Raw genomic sequence first — 18,504 nt, forward strand, 5'->3', positions numbered from 1 at the left:
CTTCGACAGGCTCAGGGCGAACGGCGGGATTTGCGTTTCCCGTCAGTTCGTCTCCGCCGGCACCATCACCTCGATCACCCCCGCCGCGACCTTCGCGGTGACCGGGGTATGCGCCAGCACCTCGCCGTCGATCGAGATCGGCAGCGAGGGCTTGGTGTCGATCTTCAGCGACTTGCCCGAAAAGGCGATCGTATCCTGATGCCGCGAATCGTGGCCGAAGAAGCTCGCTGCCCAGTTCTTGGCGAGCGTCCGCTTGTAGCGGCCGGTCACCGCCTGCACGACGATCTCGCCCGAATTGATCGACGCTTCGTCGACCAGCCAGGTGCCGCCATGATAGGGGCCGTTGGAGATGCGCACCTCGACGACGCGCATTCGCTTCACCTCATGGCCGTCGTCGACGGTAAGCATGAACGGCTTGAACCGCGCGAACTGATAGGTCGCCCAGCCGAGATAGCCGATCCGGCCGAGCAGTTTCTTTAGGCCATGCGGCACCGTTTCGGCGATCTGCGGACTGATCCCCATCGCCGCGCAATTGGCGAAATAGTCGCCGTCGATCATGCCGAGGTCGATCCGCTTGGGCCGCCCGGTACGAATGACGTCGATCGCGCCCTCGATATCGAGCGGCAGCCCCAGCGTGCGCGCGAAGCTGTTCGCGGTGCCGAGCGGCAGCACCGCCAGCGTGATGCCCTTGCCGACGAGCAGGTCGACGAGGCCGCTGACCGTGCCGTCGCCGCCGCCGAGGATGACGAGGTCGGGCTTCCTGGCCAGCGCGCGTTCCACCGTCGCCTCAAGATCCTCGGGGTCCTCGACCGCATGCGCATCGACCGGGAAGGGCAGGCCGTCCATCGCCGCGCAGGCGCGCTTGAACAGGGCCTGGCCCTTGCGGGACTTCGCATTGACGATCATCGCCGCCGATCGGAATTCAGGCACGGACGTGTTCCCCCACAAGGATTACGCGAGCGTAACGCTTGCCGAGGGGCGCACGATCCCGCAAAGCCCGCGCATGTCTGCATCCTTTCCCGCGCTGCGACTGCGCCGTACCCGGGCGAGCGGCTGGAGCCGCCGGCTCCACGCCGAAACCGTCCTCACCCCCGCCGACCTGATCTGGCCGTTGTTCGTGGTGGAGGGGCAGGGCGTCGAACAGCCGATCCCCAGCCTGCCCGGCGTCTCGCGCTGGTCGGTCGACGGCATCGTCGCGCGGGCGAAGCAGGCACGCGACCTCGGCATCCCGTGCATCGCGCTGTTCCCCAACACGCCGCCGCAGCTCAAGACCGACGACGGGCGCGAGGCGCTCAATCCCGACAATTTGATGTGCCGGGCGACGCGCGCGATCAAGGATGCGGTGCCGGAGGTCGGCGTGCTGACCGACGTCGCGCTCGATCCCTATACGACGCACGGCCACGACGGGCTGGTCGATGCGGCGGGCTATGTCGTCAACGACACGACCGCCGATCTGCTGATCCATCAGGCGGTCAACCAGGCGCGCGCCGGCGCCGACATCATCGCGCCGTCCGACATGATGGACGGGCGCATCGGCCTGATCCGCGCGGCGTTGGAGGGCGAGGGCGCCCACAACGTCCAGATCATGAGCTATGCCGCCAAATATGCCAGCGGCTTCTACGGCCCGTTCCGCGACGCGGTCGGCAGCCGCGGCCTGCTGAAGGGCGACAAGAAGACGTACCAGATGGATTCGGCCAACGCCGAGGAAGCGCTGCGCGAGGTCGCGCTCGACCTCGCCGAGGGCGCCGACAGCGTGATGGTGAAGCCGGGGCTGCCCTATCTCGACATCGTCGTGCGGGTGAAGCAGCGGTTCGAGGTGCCGGTCTTCGCGTACCAGGTGTCGGGCGAATATGCGATGATCGAGGCGTCGGTCGCGGCCGGCGCGGGCGAACGCGATGCGCTGGTGCTGGAAACGCTGATGGCGTTCAAGCGCGCTGGCTGCGCGGGTGTGCTGACCTATCACGCGGCGCATGCAGCGCGGCTGCTCCATGGTTGAGGCCGGGATCGGCCGGGCTGCGCGGATCACCTTCGTCGCGACGATCCTCGCCGGATCGTTCCTGCTGTTCCTCGTCCAGCCGATGGTCGCGCGGATGGCCTTGCCGCGGCTGGGTGGCGCGCCGGCGGTGTGGAATTCGGCGATGCTCGTCTACCAGACGCTGCTGCTCGCCGGCTACGCCTACGCCCATGCGCTGGGGCGGATCAGGCCGCTGTATCAGGCGGTCGTGCATCTGGGCGTATTGCTCGCTGCAGCGGCGTGGCTGCCGATCGGGCTGTCGCTGGCCGCCGGTCCGGCGAACGTCACGCCCGCGCTGTGGGTGCCGTGGCTGCTCGGTGCGTCGATCGGGCCGCTGTTCTTCGCCGTCTCCGCGCAGGCGCCGCTGGTGCAACGCTGGTTCAGCATCGCGAGCCGGGGCAGCGATCCCTACGCGCTCTACGCCGCCTCCAACCTCGGCAGCTTCGGCGGGCTGATCGCCTATCCGTTGCTGGTCGAACCGCTGCTGGCGCTCAGGGCGCAGAGCTGGATGTGGACCGGCGGCTATGTGCTGCTGATCCTGCTCGTCCTTGCCTGCACGCTGCGGCTGCCGCGTGCCGCGACCGGCGAGACGGCGCGGCCGACAAGCGCGCCCGCGACACGTCGCCGGGTGCTGCACTGGATCGCGCTGGCACTGGTGCCGTCGGGGCTGATGCTCGCGACCTCGACCTATATCACCACCGATATCGTCGCGATGCCGCTGCTCTGGGTGCTGCCACTCGGGCTGTACCTGCTCAGCTTCACGATCGCCTTCGCGGCCGATCGCAGCGTTGCCGACCTGCTGACCCGGATCGCGCCGATCACCATCCTGATGTTCGGCGGCGTGATGATCGGGGGCTTCAACGAATCGCCGCTGGTCAACCTCGCCATCGCGCTGACGCTCTTGTTCATGGTCTCGGTCGCGCTGCATTCGCAGATGTACCGTCTGCGGCCCGAGCCCGACCGGCTGACCGGCTTCTACCTGGCGATGGCGTTCGGCGGAGCACTGGGCGGAGTGTTCGCCGCGCTGGTCGCGCCGGTGGTGTTCGACTGGACCTACGAATATCCCATCCTGATCTTCGCCGCCGGGCTGCTGGTGCCGCAGGTGTTCCTGACCGCGCGCATCCGTGGATTGTGGGTCACGCCCGCCAAGCGGCGCATCGCCTATGCCGTGGTCGTCGCCGTGCTGCTGGTGCTCGCCGGCCTCACCTTCCGCGGGCCGACGGCGCTGTTCGGCGAGGGGCATCAGGGCCTCACCTTCATCGGCATCGCCGCGATCGGCATCGCCGCAGTCGGCGCGCGGCCGGCCTATGCGATCATCCTCGCCGCGACGCTGGTGATGTTCGGCGGCTGGCGCGCGGTCGAGCTGTCGCTGGAGCATGGCGCGCGGACGCGTAGCTATTTCGGCGTCTATACGGTGCGCGACGGACGCGGCGTGCGTGAGCTCGACCATGGCACCACCGTCCATGGCATCCAGTTCACCGGCAGCCCGGTGCTCGAGCGGCTGCCGACGACCTATTACGCCCCGCCATCGGGGATCGGCCGCGCGATGGGGGCGCTCGACCGACTGTATGGACCGCAGGCGCGGGTCGGCGTCGTCGGCCTCGGCACGGGCACGCTCGCCTGCTACGCGCAGCCGCGCCAGCGCTGGCGTTTCTACGAGATCGATCCGGCGGTGATCCGCATCGCGCGCGACACCGGCCAGTTCACCTATCTGAAGAACTGCCTGCCCGATCCGGCGATCCGCGTCGGCGATGCGCGGCTCAGTCTGGAGCGCGAAGCGTCAGCGGGTCTCGACCTGCTCGCACTCGATGCCTTTTCGTCCGACGCGATCCCGATGCACCTGATGACGCGCGAGGCGTTCGCGACCTATGCGCGCGTGCTGCAGCCCAAGGGGTTGCTGATGGTCCATATCTCCAACCGCTTCCTCGACCTCGAACCCGTGGTCGCGGCGGTGGCGCGCGATGGCGGCTGGCACGCGGCGAAACTCTATTACCAGCCGCCCAAATATACCGCGATCGCATCGGCCAGCCAGTGGATCGCGCTGTCGCGCGACCGCGCGACGCTCGCTGCGCTGGCGAAGGACAATGGCGACTGGACGCCGCTGACCCCGCGCGCGGGACTCGCGGCATGGACCGACGATTATTCGACGATCCTGCCGCTGCTGAAGTGGAAGCGCTAGGCGGCGGGTAGCGCCGCTTGCAGCCGGTCGATCGTCGCGCTCTGTCGCTGATTCTCGGCCGAGGCGCGCTCGCGCAGGGTGGCGAGGCCGGGATAGGCGGGGGCCAGCGCGGCGGCGCGGTCGCTGGCAATCTGATCGATATCGGTGAGCAGCGACGAGGTCTGCGCGCGCCAGTCGTCGAGCTGGGCGAGCGCGGTCTGCGCCTCCAGCCACGCATCGCTGCCGACCGCCTGGCCGCGCGCACGCCGTGCCGCGGCCTCCGCCTTTGCGGCATCGGTGGTTGCGCCCTTGGCGAGCGCGTCGAGCGAACGACCCAGCTGGGCGATGCGCGCGTCGAGCGCCGGATCGGGCTTGGCCTCGACCACCGCCACCTCGGGCTCCGCGAACCCCAGTTTCTCCACCGCGCGCGGCGAGAGCGACGGATAGACCGTATCGTCCCGCGTACAGGCCGGCAGCGCGAGGGCGAGGAGGACGAGCGCGGGGGCGGTTTTCATGGCCCTGGCTGTATGCGCCCCAAGAAAATGGCGCAACGCACTTGCGCGCCCGCGCCCGTCTGCTATCAGCGCGCCTCCTGAGTGCACCCATAGCTCAGCTGGATAGAGCATCAGACTACGAATCTGAGGGTCGGGCGTTCGAATCGCTCTGGGTGCACCAGGATTTTCCCCCGTTCAGGCCACTGGTCTGGCGGGGGTTTCCGTTTCTGGGCCACGGTCGTCGCCGCGGGGGTGCCATCGTCGCCCTTAGCCGTTAGGGCGGGGCATGATCCGGCGTTTCCTGTCGTTTTTCGAACCGTTCATCCTGATGCTGCTCGGCACGGTGTTGCTGGCGAGCGTCTTGCCCGCCCGCGGCATGTGGGGGAGAATCGCGAGCGATGCCGCCGATGTCGGGATCGTGCTGCTGTTCTTCCTCCACGGCGCCAAATTGTCGCGCGACGCGATCTGGGAGGGGGCGCGCAACTGGCGGCTGCATCTGGCGGTCGTCGCGACCACCTTCGTCGTCTTTCCGTTGCTGGGGCTGGCGTTCGCCAACGTACCGGGGCTGGTCGGGCCGGTCGCGGCGGGGATGGTGTTCCTCACCCTGCTGCCCTCGACGGTGCAGTCGTCGATCGCCTTTACCGCGATCGCGCGCGGCAACGTCGCCGCGGCGGTGTGCAGCGCGTCCTTCTCCAACCTGATCGGCATCGTGCTGACCCCGGCGCTGGTCGCGGTCACGATGAGCGGCATGGGGAGCGGCATCGGCGGGCAGGGGAGCGGCATCTCGCTGGCGGCTGTCGAATCGATCGTGTTGCAATTGCTGGTGCCGTTCGTCGCCGGGCATCTGTTGCGGCCATGGGTCGGTGGCGTCATCGCGCGGCACAAGGGGCTGCTCGGCATCGTCGATCGGGGATCGATCCTGCTCGTCGTCTATACCGCCTTCGGTGCCGCGGTGGTCGAGGGGCTGTGGAGCCGCGTGTCGGGCGCCGACCTCGCGCTGATCGGCGGGCTGTGCGCCGCGTTGCTGGGGATCGTGCTGCTGTTCACCTGGCTCGCGGGCCGGATGCTCGGCTTCTCGCGCGAGGACCGGATCGTGCTGCTGTTCTGCGGGTCGAAGAAGAGCCTCGCCTCGGGCGTGCCGATGGCGGGCGTGCTGTTTCCGGCAGCGCAAGTGGGCGCGGTGCTGCTGCCGGTGATGCTGTTTCACCAGATCCAGCTTATCGCCTGCGCGATCATCGCGCGCCGCTACGCCGATGCGGCGAGTGTCGCGGAGGGGAAGGCGGAAGCGGCTGCCGTCATCTAGTCCCCCGCCACGCACGGACGGGATGGGTCACCGAACCGCCGCCACCGCCGCCAGCACCTGTTCCGCCAGTTCCGGCCGACAGATCAGCAAATCCGGCAGCAACGGATTGGCGCAATTGTAGACCAGCGGACTGCCGTCGATCCGCGACGCGTGCAGCCCCGCCGCCAGCGCCACCGCGGCGGGCGCGCAATTGTCCCATTCGTACTGGCCGCCGTCGTGGAGGTAGATGTCGGCGCGGCCATCGACCACCGCCATCGCCTTCACACCTGCTGAGCCCATGCCGACCCGTGTCGTTTCCAGCAACGTGCCGACCCGCTCGACCATGTCGGTCGCGCGCGTGCGGCTGACCACCATCCGCGGCGGCAGACCGCAGACGCGCGTCCGCGCACACGCCTCCGCGGTGGTGTAGATACGCCCCGTCGTCGGCACCGCCACCGCGCCCACCGTCGGCCGGCCGCCGATGGCGAGGCCGATATGCACCGCCCAATCGTCCAGCCCCTCGGCATAGTCGCGCGTGCCGTCGAGCGGATCGACGATCCACACCCGCTCGGCCGCGCAGCGCGCGCGGTCGTCGAGCGACTCTTCGGACAGGATGAAGTCGTCGGGCCGCGCCGCGCGCAGCCGCTCGAGGATCAGCGCATTGGCCTGGGCATCGCCGGCGTCGCCCAGCGCCTTGCCGGTCGCCGCGCTCGAATCGCGGATCGCGAGCAGCAATGCGCCCGCCTCCTCGGCAACGCTACGGGCGAGATCGACGTCGTTCACAGCTCGAAGCTCCACACGCCGAGCACATGCTCGACGATCCGTTCGGCGGCAGCCTCGGCGCTTTCGCGCACGGTATCGATATGGATGTCGGGCCGCTCGGGCGGTTCGTAGGGGCTGGAGATGCCGGTGAAGTGCGCGATCTCGCCGGCGCGCGCCTTGGCGTACAGGCCCTTGACGTCGCGCGCCTCGGCCGCCGCCAGCGCGGTATCGACGAAGATCTCGACGAACTCGCCCGGTGGCAGCAGCCCGCGCACCATGTCGCGCTCGGCACGGAACGGCGAGATGAACGCGGTGAGCACGATCAGCCCGGCATCGGTCATCAACCGCGCGACCTCGCCGACACGGCGGATGTTCTCGATCCGGTCGGCGTCGCTGAAGCCGAGGTCCTTGTTGAGCCCGTGGCGCACGTTGTCGCCGTCGAGCAGGAAGCTGTGGCGGCCGAGTGCGTGCAGCTTCTTCTCGACGAGGTTGGCGATCGTCGATTTGCCCGATCCCGACAGGCCGGTGAACCACAGCAGCCGCGGCGACTGCCCCTTCTGCCGCGCATGCGCCTCGCGCGTGATGTCGACCGACTGCCAGTGGACATTCTGCGCGCGGCGGAGCGCGTGGCGGATCATGCCCGCCGCGACGGTTGCGTTGGTCTCGCGGTCGATCAGGATGAAGCCGCCGAGTTCGTGACTGTCCTCGTACGGCGCGAAGACGATCGGCGCGTCGGTGAACACCTCGGCGACGCCGATGTCGTTCAGCTCCAGCGTCTTGGCGGAGAGTTGCGCCTGCGTGTTGACGTCAACGACATGGCCCGGCGGCTGCACCGTCGCGCCGACGGTGCGCGTCGCCGATTTCAGCCAATAGCCGCGCCCCGGCACCAATGCGGTGTCGGAGAGCCAGACGATCGTCGCCTCGAACTGGTTGGCGACCTCGGGCGGGGCGTCCGCCGCGGCGATGACGTCGCCGCGCGAGCAGTCGACCTCGTCGGCGAGCACCACCGTCACCGCCTCGCCCGCACTCGCCTGATCGCGGTCGCCGTCGAAGGTGACGATCCGCGCGATGCGGGTGGTCCGTCCCGACGGCACGATCCGCACCGCATCGCCGACGCGAACCCGCCCACCCGCGATCGTGCCGGCGAACCCGCGGAAGTCGAGATCGGGGCGGTTGACCCATTGCACCGGCAGCCGGAACGGCGCCTTAGCGGCGCGATCGGCATCGAGCGGGACGCTTTCCAGATGCGGCAGCAGCGCCGGGCCGTCGTACCATGGCATCGCCTCCGACCGCGTCGTGATGTTGGCGCCGCTGAGGCCCGACAGCGGGATGGCGGTAAAGCCCTCGATCCCGATGCTTTTGGCGAACTCGGCATAATCGGCGACGATTCCGTCGAACGTCGCCTGATCGTGCCCGACGAGGTCCATCTTGTTCACCGCGAGCACCAGCTGGCGGATGCCGATCAGATGCGCGAGAAACGAATGGCGCCGTGTCTGCGTCAGCACGCCCTTGCGCGCATCGACCAGGATCACCGCGGCATCGGCGGTCGAGGCGCCGGTCACCATGTTGCGGGTATATTGTTCGTGGCCGGGCGTGTCGGCGACGATGAACTTGCGCTTGTCGGTCGCGAAGAAGCGATAGGCGACGTCGATCGTGATCCCCTGTTCGCGCTCGGCGGCGAGGCCGTCGACCAGCAGCGCGAAATCGATGTTCTGCCCCTGCGTCCCGAGCCGGCGGCTGTCCGCCTCGAGCTGGCTCAGCTGATCCTCGAAGATCGTCTTCGAATCGTACAGCAGCCGCCCGATCAGCGTCGATTTGCCGTCGTCCACCGACCCGCAGGTGATGAAACGCAGCATCGACTTGTGCGCGTGGGTGTCGAGATAGGCGTGGATGTCCGCCGCGATCAGCGCGTCGGGGGTGTAGGCGGTCATGGGTGCCATTCCCCCGTCACCCCGGACGTGTTCCGGGGTCCACTCTTCCGCGTGCGAAAGGTTCGCGATAGAGGCTCAAGCTGCGCGCCCAGCTTCTCGGTGGACCCCGGAACACGTCCGGGGTGACGAATCACGGTCATCAGAAATACCCCTCGCGCTTCTTCTTCTCCATGCTCGCGGCCTGATCGTGGTCGATCGCGCGGCCCTGGCGTTCGCTGGTGGTGGTGAGCAGCATCTCCTGGATGATCGCGGGCAGCGTCGCCGCCTCGCTTTCCACCGCACCGGTCAGCGGGTAGCAGCCCAGGGTGCGGAACCGGATCGAGCGCTCCACCGGCACCTCGCCGGGATGCAGGCGGAAACGATCGTCGTCGACCATCAGCAGCATGCCGTCGCGCTCCACCGTCGGGCGCGGCGCGGCGAAATAGAGGGGGACGATCTCGATCCCCTCGGCCAGGATGTACTGCCAGATGTCGAGCTCGGTCCAGTTGGACAGCGGGAAGACGCGGATGCTTTCGTCGCGATGGATGCGCGCGTTGTAGAGCTTCCACAATTCGGGCCGCTGCGCCTTGGGGTCCCAGCCTTGGCTCGCCGAGCGGAACGAGAAGATGCGCTCCTTCGCGCGGCTCTTCTCCTCGTCACGCCGCGCACCGCCGAATGCTGCGTCGAAGCCGCCGGCCTTCAGCGCCTGCTTCAGCCCCTCGGTCTTCCACAGATCGGTATGGCGGCCGCCATGATCGAACGGGTTGATCCCGGCGGCGACCGCATCGGGGTTGGTGTGGACGATCAGCTCCATCCCCGCATCCGCCGCCGCACGCGCGCGCAGATCATACATCGCGCGGAATTTCCACGTCGTATCGACATGCAGCAGCGGGAAGGGCGGACGCGCCGGAAAGAACGCCTTCTTGGCGAGATGCAGCATCACCGCCGAATCCTTGCCGACCGAATACAGCATCACCGGGCGTTCCGCCTCGGCGACGACTTCGCGCATGATGTGAATGCTTTCGGCTTCCAGCCGCTGCAAATGGGTAAGCCCGTTCATGCGCTTCCAGATAGGGCGGCGGGCGCAGGATGCGACGAACTTATCCTATCGGGGGCCGCTAGTCCTCTTGGCGGCGCTCGACCGAATCGAGCAGCACGCCGCCGACCATGAACACCGCGATCGGGCAGCAGGCGAACAGCATCCAGCCACCCCAGCCGGGATATTGCTGCAGGTAATGCACGCCCCGCTCGACCGCGCCGAGGCCGAGGCCGTAGATCACCAGGAACGCCTCGAACTTGGTCTTGATCGTGAAAAGGCGCTTGATCCGGGTCCACATGGCGGGCGCATAGCAAGCCGCGGGCCAATGGCGGAAAACCGCGCGTTCCGGTTCAGCCGGCGTGGTTAACCGTCAAGTAACCCGACAGGTCGAGCGCGTCGAGCAGCTGGCCATGCGCCGCCTCGACGTCGCGGACCAGCGCCGGGTCGCCGAGCGCGGCGGGGTCGATCGCCTCGGGCCACCACCGGCGAACGACCGCGGCGATCCGGTCGAGCCTCGCCGCGTCGACCAGGAAGCGTGGGTCGATCGTCGCAGGGTCGGCGACGACACGCAGGCGCAGGCAGGCGGGACCGCCGCCGTTCGCCATCGACTGGGCGACGTCGACCGTCTCGACCCGGCGGATCGGTCCGTTGCCGGTACGGTGGCGTTCCAGCCAGTTCCATACCGTTGGCGTCGCTCGCGCCTCGGTCGGCACGATCAGCGTCGGGCCGGCGTCGGTCGTCACCAGCTGCGCGTTGAACAGATAGGAGGCGATCGCGTCGGCAAGGCTCACGTCGCTCGCCGCCACCTCGACGATCTCGACCTCGGGCAGCAGGCGGCGCAGGTCGGCGTAGAACCGTTCCTTGTCGGCGAAGGCGTGTTCGTGCGCGAACAGCACGCGCTCGTTGGCGACCGCGACGACATCGTTATGGAAAGCGCCGGCGGCGATCGCTTCGGCCGATTGCTGCACGAACAGCGTGCGTGCGGGATCGAGCCCGTGCGCGCGGGCGATCACCTCGCTCGCGGTCGGATGCTGGCGCGCGGGGAAGGGGCCGCCGGGCAGGGTGTAGACGAACACCTCGACCCCCGGCGCATCGTGGCTTGCGGCCAGCCGCATGTGATTCGCCGCGCCCTCGTCGCCGAACGGCGCCGGCACCGGGCCGTGCACCGCGAACGCCTCATGCGCGAAGGCGGTGCGCAGCTGCGCCAGCGTCTCGGGCCATTCGTGGCTGCGATGCGGCATCGTCATGAGGTTGGCGACCGACAGGTGACAGCGCCCGTCGGCCGTATCGGGCGCGGGCGAGACGGTCGCCGCATTCGCCGCCCACATCGCCGAGGCCGACATCGCCTGAGCCTGCAACACCGTTGGGGCGGTGTCGTAGGTCGTCGCGAGCGCCGCCAGCCAGCGATGGTCGGGCCGCCGGTGCGGCAGCAGCACCCCCTGCGTCAGCCCCAGCGCCAGATTGGCGCGCATCTTGTCGAGCCCCTGCAGCGCGGCGGCGCGCGGCTGCGACACCTGCCCGGCATGCGCGGTCGCGGCGAGATTGCCCGCCGACAGGCCGGCATAATTGTGGCTCGGCCCGACGATGCCGTCGAAATTGATCTCGGTCAGCATCTTACCACCGCCCGACGTGGAGGACGGTGTCGTCCTCCGCCACGCCCAGCGCCTCGGCGCAGTCGCGCGACAGGACGATGCCGTCGCCGACGCTGCGCACCAGTCCGAAGGCGCAGGTGAAATCTCCGAGCCGGCCGGTCGCGACCAGCGCCTCGTCGCCGCCGTCGCCATCGATCGCGACGATCCGGGCCTCGCGCGCCGCCTCGATCGTGCGGACCTTGTCGGTGCGCGCGGTCATCGTCGGGCCGCCGTCGAAGATGTCGATGTAGTTTTCGTAGTGGAAGCCTTCGTTCTCCAGCATCCGCATCGCCGCGCGGCCTGACGGGTGGGGCAGGCCGATCGCCGAGCGTGCCGCTTCGGACAGCATCGCGGTGTAGATGGGATGTTTGGGCATCAGGTCAGCGATGAACTGGTGGCCGTTGATCGCGTTGAACTGGTCCGCGTCCTGGAAATTCATCCCGAAGAACCTCCCGGCGAGGCCGTCCCAGAATGGCGAGCCGCCCGCTTCGTCGATGATCCCGCGAAGCTCGGCAAGGATGCGGTCGGCGAAGCGCGCGCGGTGGGCGCGGATGAACAGATAGCGGCTGCGTGCGAGCAGCAGTCCCAGCCCGCCGGCGCGCTCGCCGGGATGGAGGAACAGCCCGCCGACCTCGCACGCGCCCTCCAGATCGGTGGTCAGCGCCAGCATCTCGGCGCGGAAGGTGCGAGCGAGCTGCTTGCTGTGCTGCGTCAGCGTGCCGAGCCGATAGCTGTAGAAGGGATGTTGCTGCCCGACCTGCGTGAACAATTGGCAAGTGCCGCGCACCTCGCCGGTTCGGACGTTCTCGAGCATCAGCACGAACAGTTCGTCGCCCAGCGTCGCCTCGTCGCGCGCGAAGGCGGCGGCGCTGCGTTCGAGCTTGGTGCGCAGCGACGTGCGGTCGGGCGGCAGGTTCGTGAAGCCGCCGCCGGTCAGCTTGGCCATCTCGTAGAGGTGCTGCAGGTCGCGCGTCCGCGCCGCCCTGATCCGAAACGTCATGGCCGTCCCTTCGCGATGATGCGGCTGATGGTGAGCGCCGACAGCGCGGCGCGCTCGGCGAGGCTGTCGACGATCATATACTCGTCCGTCGAATGGATCGCACCGCCGCGCACGCCCATCGTATCGACGACGGGGACGCCGGCGGCGGCGATGTTGTTGCCGTCGCACACCCCGCCGGTCGCGCGCCAGCCGATCGTCAGGCCGAGGTCGGCGCCGGCTTCGGCGACGGTGGCGAACAGCCGCTCCGCGCCGGCGTCGAGCGGCTTGGGCGGGCGGTTGAAGCCGCCATGCACCTCGATCCGCACGTCGTGCGCGGCGGCGACCGCGGCGACGGCGGCGGCGATCGCCTCCTGCGCGCGCGCGATCTCCGCCGCGCTGGCCGGGCGGAAGTTGACGCGCAGGATGGCGAGGTCGGGCACGACGTTGTTCGGCCCGCCGCCGTCGATCCGCGCCGGGTTGACCGCGAGCCCCGGCGCGCGTGCCTCGACGAGCCTGACCGCCAGCGCCGCGGCGGCGACGACCGCGTTGCGCCCGTCCTCAGGGTTGCGCCCGGCGTGCGCGCTGCGCCCGCGCACGACGATCGAAAAGTTGCCCGTACCGCCGCGCGCGCCGGCGAGCGTGCCGTCGGCGAGCGCGGGTTCGTAGGTCAGCGCCGCGACCTTTTCCGCCGCGGCGCGGGCGAGCAGGCCGGCGGAGGACAGCGATCCCGTTTCCTCGTCCGAATTGATGACCACGTCGTAGCCGAAGGCGGCGGTGTTGCCGGCCCTTTCGACTGCCGTCAGCGCCGCGAGCATCACCGCAAGGCCGCCCTTCATGTCGGCGGTGCCGGGACCGTTGATCGTTCCGTCGTCGCGGGTGGTCAGCGTCTGGAACGGGTGATCGGCCGGATAGACGGTGTCCATATGACCGGTGAACAGCATCCGCACCGGCGCCTCCGGGCGAACGCTGAGGTGCAGGTGCCGGCCGTGCTCCAGTTTGCTCACGGTGCCGTCGATGCCGACCGCCTCGACCGGTTCGGGTTCGACCAGCGTGATCTCTCCCGGCAACACCGCGAAGGCGTCGGCGAGCAAACCGGCGATCCGCGCGACGCCGACCAGATTCCGCGTCCCGCTGTTCACCGCCGCCCAGCGTTCGACCTGATCCAGCATCGCCGCCTGGTCGATCCCCTCGACCAGCGCGCGCTCGTGTTCCGACAATCCTCTCATCCGGGGATGCTAGACGAAGGGCGGGGCGGGGGGAACCGTTGCCCCACATCCTTCGTCACCCCGGACTCGTTCCGGGGGCCACTCCGCGGCGAGGCGAGCGGCTGGATGCGCGGGCGATGCGCTTGCGGCGCGGTGGACCCCAGCCTGCGCTGGGGTGACGGAGGGCAGATGGAGAAGTTTCGCCTCTTCCTAAAAGCTGTACACCAGCGACGCGCGGCTCGTCGTGTCGGTCGACACCGATCCCGCCGGCGGCATGCTTTCATATTGCACGTTGTACGACAGCGCCGCCGACAGCGGCCCGATCAGCTTGGCGTTGACCGCGGTCGTGCCGCTCAGCGTCGAATTGTAGCTTTGCACATAGGCGGACGCGTTCTGCGTCACCGACAAACCGGGCAGCAGCCGCCAGTTGAACGCCAGCGTGCCGCGGGCGGCGACGTTGCTCTGCTCGGTGTCGTCAGTAAAGGCGGTCTGCCGGAACGCCGGCCCCAGTTCGAGGTCGAGACGAATCTTGGGCGATTTGATCGCGCTGTAGCCGACGCCGGCGGAGGCGGAATAGCGGTTGTAGTAACCCAGGAACCGATCCGCCTCGTACTGCGCGGCACCATAGACGTAGAGCCGGTCGTCGATCTTGAAATTGGGTTCGTAGCTGGCGAGATAATGTTCGCGCGTCGTGATTTCGGCGTTTTCCTGATAGTCCGCCTGGACGTGGAACTTGTGGCGCCACTGTAGCCCTTCGCGGGTCAGGTCGAGCACCGCGGAGCCGCCCTTGCTGTCGGTGTTGCCGGTGGTGACATAGCCGCCCAGCTCGGCGCGGCCGCTCCACAGGTCGAACATGCTCGCCTGGCGGATCGTCGTCTGGCGCGCCTGCGCGCGATCGTTGCGCCATTTTTGTGCGATCGCCAGCACCGCGTCGGCGCTCGCCGGATCGGCGAGCCGGGCGTATTTGACCACCACCGACACGTCGCCGTCGTTGCCGCTTTCGATCGCGGCGTCGAGCATCGACCGGATCGCCGCCGGGATCGGCACCTTGGTATCGTCGGGCGCCTCGTCGGCGGCGGCGTTGGCGAGCAGCAACGGAGCGAGGATCAGGGGGAGGAAACGGCGCACGCCCCGGCTCTACCGCCTCGCCCCGGACAGCCAACCCCCAAACGGCTCAACCCGTTTCACCTGCGGCGAGATGAGGCTGGAATGCGGCGAGCACATCCTCGTACAGCGCGCGCTTGAACGGCACGATCATGGCCGGCAGATCCGCGGGATCGCTCCACCGCCACGCGCGGAACTCCTGATGCACGGTCGCGATGTCGATGTCGCCGTCCTCGCCCAGAAAGCGGAACAGGAACCACCGCTGCCGCTGTCCGCGCCATTTGCCCTTCCACACCTTGCCGACCATGTCGGCGGGCAGGTCGTAGAGGAACTCGCCCGGCGCCTCGGCGATCAGCGTCACCTTGTCGGGCGCCACGCCCGTCTCCTCGCCCAGCTCGCGGAGCGCGGCGGTATAGGCGTCCTCGCCGGGATCGATCCCGCCCTGCGGCATCTGCCACGCCTCCAGCGTCGTATCGATCCGCTGGCCGACGAAGACCTTGCCCGCACGGTTGACGAGCATCACGCCGGCGCAGGGGCGGTAGGGAAGGTCGCTCATCGTCCTGCCGCCTGCGCCATGACGCGCGCGCCCTCCGCCTCCGCGATCACGTCCTTCAGCGCGGCGAGATAGCCAGCGACGTCGGCTTGGCTCGACGGGATCGCCTTGCGCAGCGTCACGAAGCCATGGATGTTGCCGACCGCCTCGCGAAACACGACCGGCACGCCCGCCTGCACCAGAGCGGCGGCATAGGCACGCCCCTGATCGCGGATCGGATCGAGGCTGGCGGTGACGATCACCGCCGGCGGCAACCCCTCCAGCGGCCCCAGCAGCGGTGAACCGCGGCTGTGCGCGACATCGGCGGCATAGGCGTCGGCAAACCACAGCATCGTGTCGCGGGTCAGCAGGAAGCCGTCGGCGAACCGGTCGAACGAGGGATAGTCACGCGACGTGTCGGCGGCGGGATAGATCGGCGCCTGCACGATCACCGGCACCGCGGCGGGCCGATCGCGGAGGTCCATCGCCGCGACGATCGTCAGCGTGCCGCCGGCGCTGTCGCCGGCGAGGATCAGGCTGGTGACGCTGCGCCCCAGTTCGGCGGGGCTGTCCGCGACCCAGCGCGCTGCCGCCTCGCAATCGTCGGGCGCGGCGGGCCAGCGATGTTCGGGCGCCAGCCGGTAGTCGACCGCGACGACAGGCACGTCGAGCACCCGCGCGATCTCCGCGCAGAAGCTGGCGTGCGTGTCGAGATCGTCGATGACGAAGCCGCCGCCGTGGAAGAAGACCAGCGCCGGCCCCGGCTGGCGCGTTTCGCGCGCATCGAACAGCCGGGCGGGGATGCTGCCGGCGGGGCCGGGGATGACGAGGTCTCGGACCAGCGCGAGGTCGCCGACCGGCGGATCGGCGACGTCCTTCATCGCCGCATAGACCTGCCGCGCCGCCTCCGGCGTCATCTGGTGCGTGCGCGGCCCCGGCATCGCGTTGAGATAGTCGAGGAAGCCGCGCACGTCGGGGCGGACATAGGGAGCGGGGGCGGGGGCAGGCGTATCGGTCATGCGGCTCTCCTCGGGTCGCCGCTTGGGCGGCGTCGCTCGAGCCCTTACGTAAGGGGCGTGATCGCGATCGTCCATCATCCCGCCTATGTCGCGCCCGCCCCGGCGCGCTCCACCTATCGCTGGAACAAGAACGGTCTGATCCGCGACCTGCTGATCGCCGAGGGTGCGCGCGTCGCATGGCACACGCCCGAACCGATGCCGCGCGCGTGGCTGGAGGCGGTGCACGATCCCGATTACGTCGCCGAGGTGCTGGAGGCGCGAGTGCCTGCGATGAAGACGCGCCGCATCGGCTTTCCGGTGACCCCCGCGGTCGCGGCGCGCGCGGCGGTGGTGCCCGGCGGCACCTGGCTCGCCGCGCATCTCGCGCTGCGCCACGGCTTCGCCGCCAACACGGCGGGGGGCAGCCACCACGCGCTCGCCGACACCGGTGCGGGCTATTGCGTGTTCAACGACCTCGCGCTTGCCGCGGTGCGGCTGGTCGAGGAGGGGACGGTCGATCGCCTCGCGGTCGTCGATTGCGACGTGCACCAGGGCGACGGCACCGCCGCCTTGCTCGCCGGCAGGCCGGGGATCGCCACCTATTCGATCCATGCCGACAAGAATTTTCCGGCGCGCAAGGCGCGATCGACGCTCGACGTCGGTCTGGCGGACGGGCTGGGCGATGAGGCATATCTGGCGACGCTGGAGGACACGCTCGCCCCCTTCCTCGCCGAATACCGGCCGCAGCTGATCCTGTATCAGGCGGGCGTCGATCCCTTCGCCGGCGACCGCCTCGGCCGGCTGTCGCTGACGCTCGACGGCCTCGTCCGCCGCGAACGGCTGGTCGCGCGGCTCGCCCGCGGCGTGCCGCTCGCGAGCACGGTCGGCGGCGGCTACGGCGACGATGCGCTCGAGATCGCGCGGCGCCACGTCACGGCGATCCTGACGCTGGGGGAGGCCATGATCCCCGCCCGATGACTCTGGAATGCTCCAACGTTTCACCTGCTCACTGTCGAAGGGCAGATGAGACTCACCTGTGCTTCGACAGGCTCAGCACGAACGGGTTCAGTTACAGTCATCAAGATCGCGCCTCGGCTAGTCGGCGTCCAAGGTGCTTCGACAGGCTCAGCGCGAACGGAGGCAAGGTTCAGGCCTTCCCACACACGACAACCTGCGGCATGAGCGCGCCCGACATGCTTCGGGACACGATACAGCAACGCGCGCTCGCCCCGATCTTCCACCGGTTCCTCGACCGGATCGACGCCGGCCTCGCGAGCGGCGCGATCGACGCGCGGCTGCCCGACGGTAGGCGCCGGCTGCTCGGCGGCCGTATGCCGGGACCGGTGCCGATCGTGACGCTGCACCGCTGGCGCGCGCTCGTCCGGCTGGCGAGCGGCGGGTCGGTCGGCTGGTACAAAGCCTGGGCGGACGGCGACTGGTCGAGTCCAGATCCGGTGCCGCTGTTCGACCTGTTCATGCGCAACCGCGTGCCGCTGGCCGGCGCGGCACGAGCGGGGGGTATTCCCAAGCTGCTGCTGCGCGGCTGGCACGCGCTGCGCCGCAACGACCGCAAGGGTGCGCGCCGCAACATCGCCGACCATTACGACCTCGGCAACGACTTCTACCGCGAATGGCTCGATCCCGGCCTGACCTATTCGAGCGGGATCTATGCGCCCGGCGACACGCTGGCGATGGCGCAGGACCGCAAGCTCGCCGCGATCCTGACCCGCACCGGCACCGCGCCGGGCGACACGATCCTCGAGATCGGCTGCGGCTGGGGCTCATTCGCCGCCACCGCCGCGGCGGCCGGGCGCCGGGTCCACGCACTCACCCTGTCGACCGAGCAGAAAGCAGCAGTCGATGCGCGCGCGCTGCCCGGCGTCACCGTCTCGCTGACCGACTATCGCGACGTCACCGGCACCTACGACGCGGTGGCGAGCATCGAGATGGTCGAGGCGGTGGGGCAGGCCTATTGGCCCGCATATTGCGATACGCTGGCGCGGATGCTGAAGCCCGGCGGGCGGGCGGCGATCCAGTATATCAGCATCGCCGACGACGTGTTCGAACGCTATGCCGAGAGCGTCGACTTCATCCAGCGCTACGTCTTTCCCGGCGGCATGCTGCTGTCGGAAAGCCGCTTCCGCGCGCTGTGCGAGGCGCGGGGGTTGGCGTGGACCGACACCCATGCCTTCGGCCTCGATTATGCGGAGACGCTGCGTGGCTGGCGCGAGCGGTTCGACGCGGCCGACCGCGAAGGGCGGCTGCCCGAACGCCTCGACGCGCGTTTCCGCGACCTGTGGCGCTATTACCTGATGTATTGCGAAGGCGGTTTCCGCGGCGGCGGTATCGACGTCGCGCAGGTGACGCTGGTCAAAACCTGATCGTCATTGCGAGCG

At 69.1% G+C, this 18,504-nt stretch carries 17 protein-coding genes and 1 tRNA gene; 6 read left to right on the forward strand and 12 right to left on the reverse strand.

The features are described from left to right. Window positions 1–42 precede the first annotated feature (42 nt). Entirely contained in the window at window positions 43–906 is an 864-nt protein-coding gene (locus M9979_RS10680; RefSeq protein WP_277998515.1) for a diacylglycerol/lipid kinase family protein, read from the reverse strand. 97 nt (window positions 907–1,003) lie between these two features. On the opposite strand from M9979_RS10680, the gene hemB reads away from it, so the two are divergent. Both hemB and M9979_RS10690 read left to right on the forward strand, forming a co-directional pair. After that, window positions 1,004–1,996, forward strand: a complete 993-nt coding sequence (gene hemB / locus M9979_RS10685) for a porphobilinogen synthase (protein ID WP_254289344.1) — start codon at window positions 1,004–1,006, stop codon at window positions 1,994–1,996. Beyond that, window positions 1,989–4,193: a spermidine synthase gene (locus M9979_RS10690; RefSeq protein ID WP_254289345.1), complete on the forward strand. Its 2,205-nt coding sequence runs from the start codon at window positions 1,989–1,991 to the stop codon at window positions 4,191–4,193. Before hemB ends, M9979_RS10690 begins: the two co-directional genes overlap by 8 nt. Here the strand turns inward: M9979_RS10690 and M9979_RS10695 are convergent. Continuing rightward, window positions 4,190–4,687, reverse strand: coding sequence for a hypothetical protein (locus M9979_RS10695; RefSeq protein ID WP_254289346.1), 498 nt, complete (start codon window positions 4,685–4,687; stop codon window positions 4,190–4,192). The genes M9979_RS10690 and M9979_RS10695 overlap by 4 nt on opposite strands. Window positions 4,688–4,770: 83 nt before the next feature. On the opposite strand from M9979_RS10695, the gene M9979_RS10700 reads away from it, so the two are divergent. Further along, a tRNA-Arg gene (locus M9979_RS10700) sits at window positions 4,771–4,847 on the forward strand. 105 nt (window positions 4,848–4,952) lie between these two features. After that, window positions 4,953–5,969: a bile acid:sodium symporter family protein gene (locus tag M9979_RS10705; protein ID WP_254289347.1), complete on the forward strand. Its 1,017-nt coding sequence runs from the start codon at window positions 4,953–4,955 to the stop codon at window positions 5,967–5,969. A 27-nt stretch (window positions 5,970–5,996) separates the two neighbouring features. Here the strand turns inward: M9979_RS10705 and M9979_RS10710 are convergent, their stop codons facing one another. The 10 genes from M9979_RS10710 to M9979_RS10755 all read right to left on the reverse strand — a co-directional run bounded on the left by M9979_RS10710 (window position 5,997) and on the right by M9979_RS10755 (window position 16,129). Further along, on the reverse strand, window positions 5,997–6,731 hold the full coding sequence (locus M9979_RS10710) for a 3'(2'),5'-bisphosphate nucleotidase CysQ (RefSeq protein ID WP_340689063.1): 735 nt from the start codon (window positions 6,729–6,731) through the stop codon (window positions 5,997–5,999). Further along, complete coding sequence (gene cysN, locus M9979_RS10715; protein ID WP_254289349.1) at window positions 6,728–8,641, reverse strand: sulfate adenylyltransferase subunit CysN; 1,914 nt, start codon at window positions 8,639–8,641, stop codon at window positions 6,728–6,730. Before cysN ends, M9979_RS10710 begins: the two co-directional genes overlap by 4 nt. A 139-nt stretch (window positions 8,642–8,780) precedes the next feature. After that, window positions 8,781–9,680 carry a sulfate adenylyltransferase subunit CysD gene (cysD, locus tag M9979_RS10720; RefSeq protein ID WP_254289350.1) on the reverse strand — a complete coding sequence of 300 codons (900 nt, stop codon included), beginning with the start codon at window positions 9,678–9,680 and terminating at the stop codon, window positions 8,781–8,783. Between the two features lie 58 nt (window positions 9,681–9,738). Beyond that, complete coding sequence (locus M9979_RS10725; RefSeq protein WP_254289351.1) at window positions 9,739–9,957, reverse strand: hypothetical protein; 219 nt, start codon at window positions 9,955–9,957, stop codon at window positions 9,739–9,741. A 52-nt stretch (window positions 9,958–10,009) separates the two neighbouring features. Next, window positions 10,010–11,272, reverse strand: coding sequence for an N-succinylarginine dihydrolase (locus M9979_RS10730; RefSeq protein WP_254289352.1), 1,263 nt, complete (start codon window positions 11,270–11,272; stop codon window positions 10,010–10,012). A gap of 1 nt (window position 11,273) precedes the next feature. Continuing rightward, window positions 11,274–12,290 (reverse strand): arginine N-succinyltransferase, encoded by a 1,017-nt coding sequence (locus tag M9979_RS10735; protein ID WP_254289353.1) that lies wholly within the window; start codon window positions 12,288–12,290, stop codon window positions 11,274–11,276. Continuing rightward, complete coding sequence (locus tag M9979_RS10740; RefSeq protein WP_254289354.1) at window positions 12,287–13,495, reverse strand: hydrolase; 1,209 nt, start codon at window positions 13,493–13,495, stop codon at window positions 12,287–12,289. Before M9979_RS10740 ends, M9979_RS10735 begins: the two co-directional genes overlap by 4 nt. Window positions 13,496–13,684: 189 nt before the next feature. After that, entirely contained in the window at window positions 13,685–14,602 is a 918-nt protein-coding gene (locus tag M9979_RS10745) for a DUF481 domain-containing protein (protein ID WP_254289355.1), read from the reverse strand. Between the two features lie 46 nt (window positions 14,603–14,648). Next, window positions 14,649–15,134, reverse strand: a complete 486-nt coding sequence (locus tag M9979_RS10750; RefSeq protein WP_254289356.1) for an RNA pyrophosphohydrolase — start codon at window positions 15,132–15,134, stop codon at window positions 14,649–14,651. After that, complete coding sequence (locus M9979_RS10755) at window positions 15,131–16,129, reverse strand: alpha/beta hydrolase (RefSeq protein WP_254289357.1); 999 nt, start codon at window positions 16,127–16,129, stop codon at window positions 15,131–15,133. Before M9979_RS10755 ends, M9979_RS10750 begins: the two co-directional genes overlap by 4 nt. A 57-nt stretch (window positions 16,130–16,186) precedes the next feature. Here M9979_RS10755 and M9979_RS10760 point away from each other — a divergent pair, with 57 nt between their 5' ends. Then, window positions 16,187–17,086 (forward strand): histone deacetylase family protein, encoded by a 900-nt coding sequence (locus M9979_RS10760; RefSeq protein ID WP_254289358.1) that lies wholly within the window; start codon window positions 16,187–16,189, stop codon window positions 17,084–17,086. Window positions 17,087–17,286: 200 nt separating this feature from the next. Further along, complete coding sequence (locus tag M9979_RS10765) at window positions 17,287–18,489, forward strand: SAM-dependent methyltransferase (RefSeq protein ID WP_254289359.1); 1,203 nt, start codon at window positions 17,287–17,289, stop codon at window positions 18,487–18,489. Window positions 18,490–18,504: the final 15 nt, after the last annotated feature.

This window comes from Sphingomonas liriopis, assembly GCF_024211255.1.
Lineage (GTDB): Bacteria > Pseudomonadota > Alphaproteobacteria > Sphingomonadales > Sphingomonadaceae > Sphingomonas > Sphingomonas liriopis.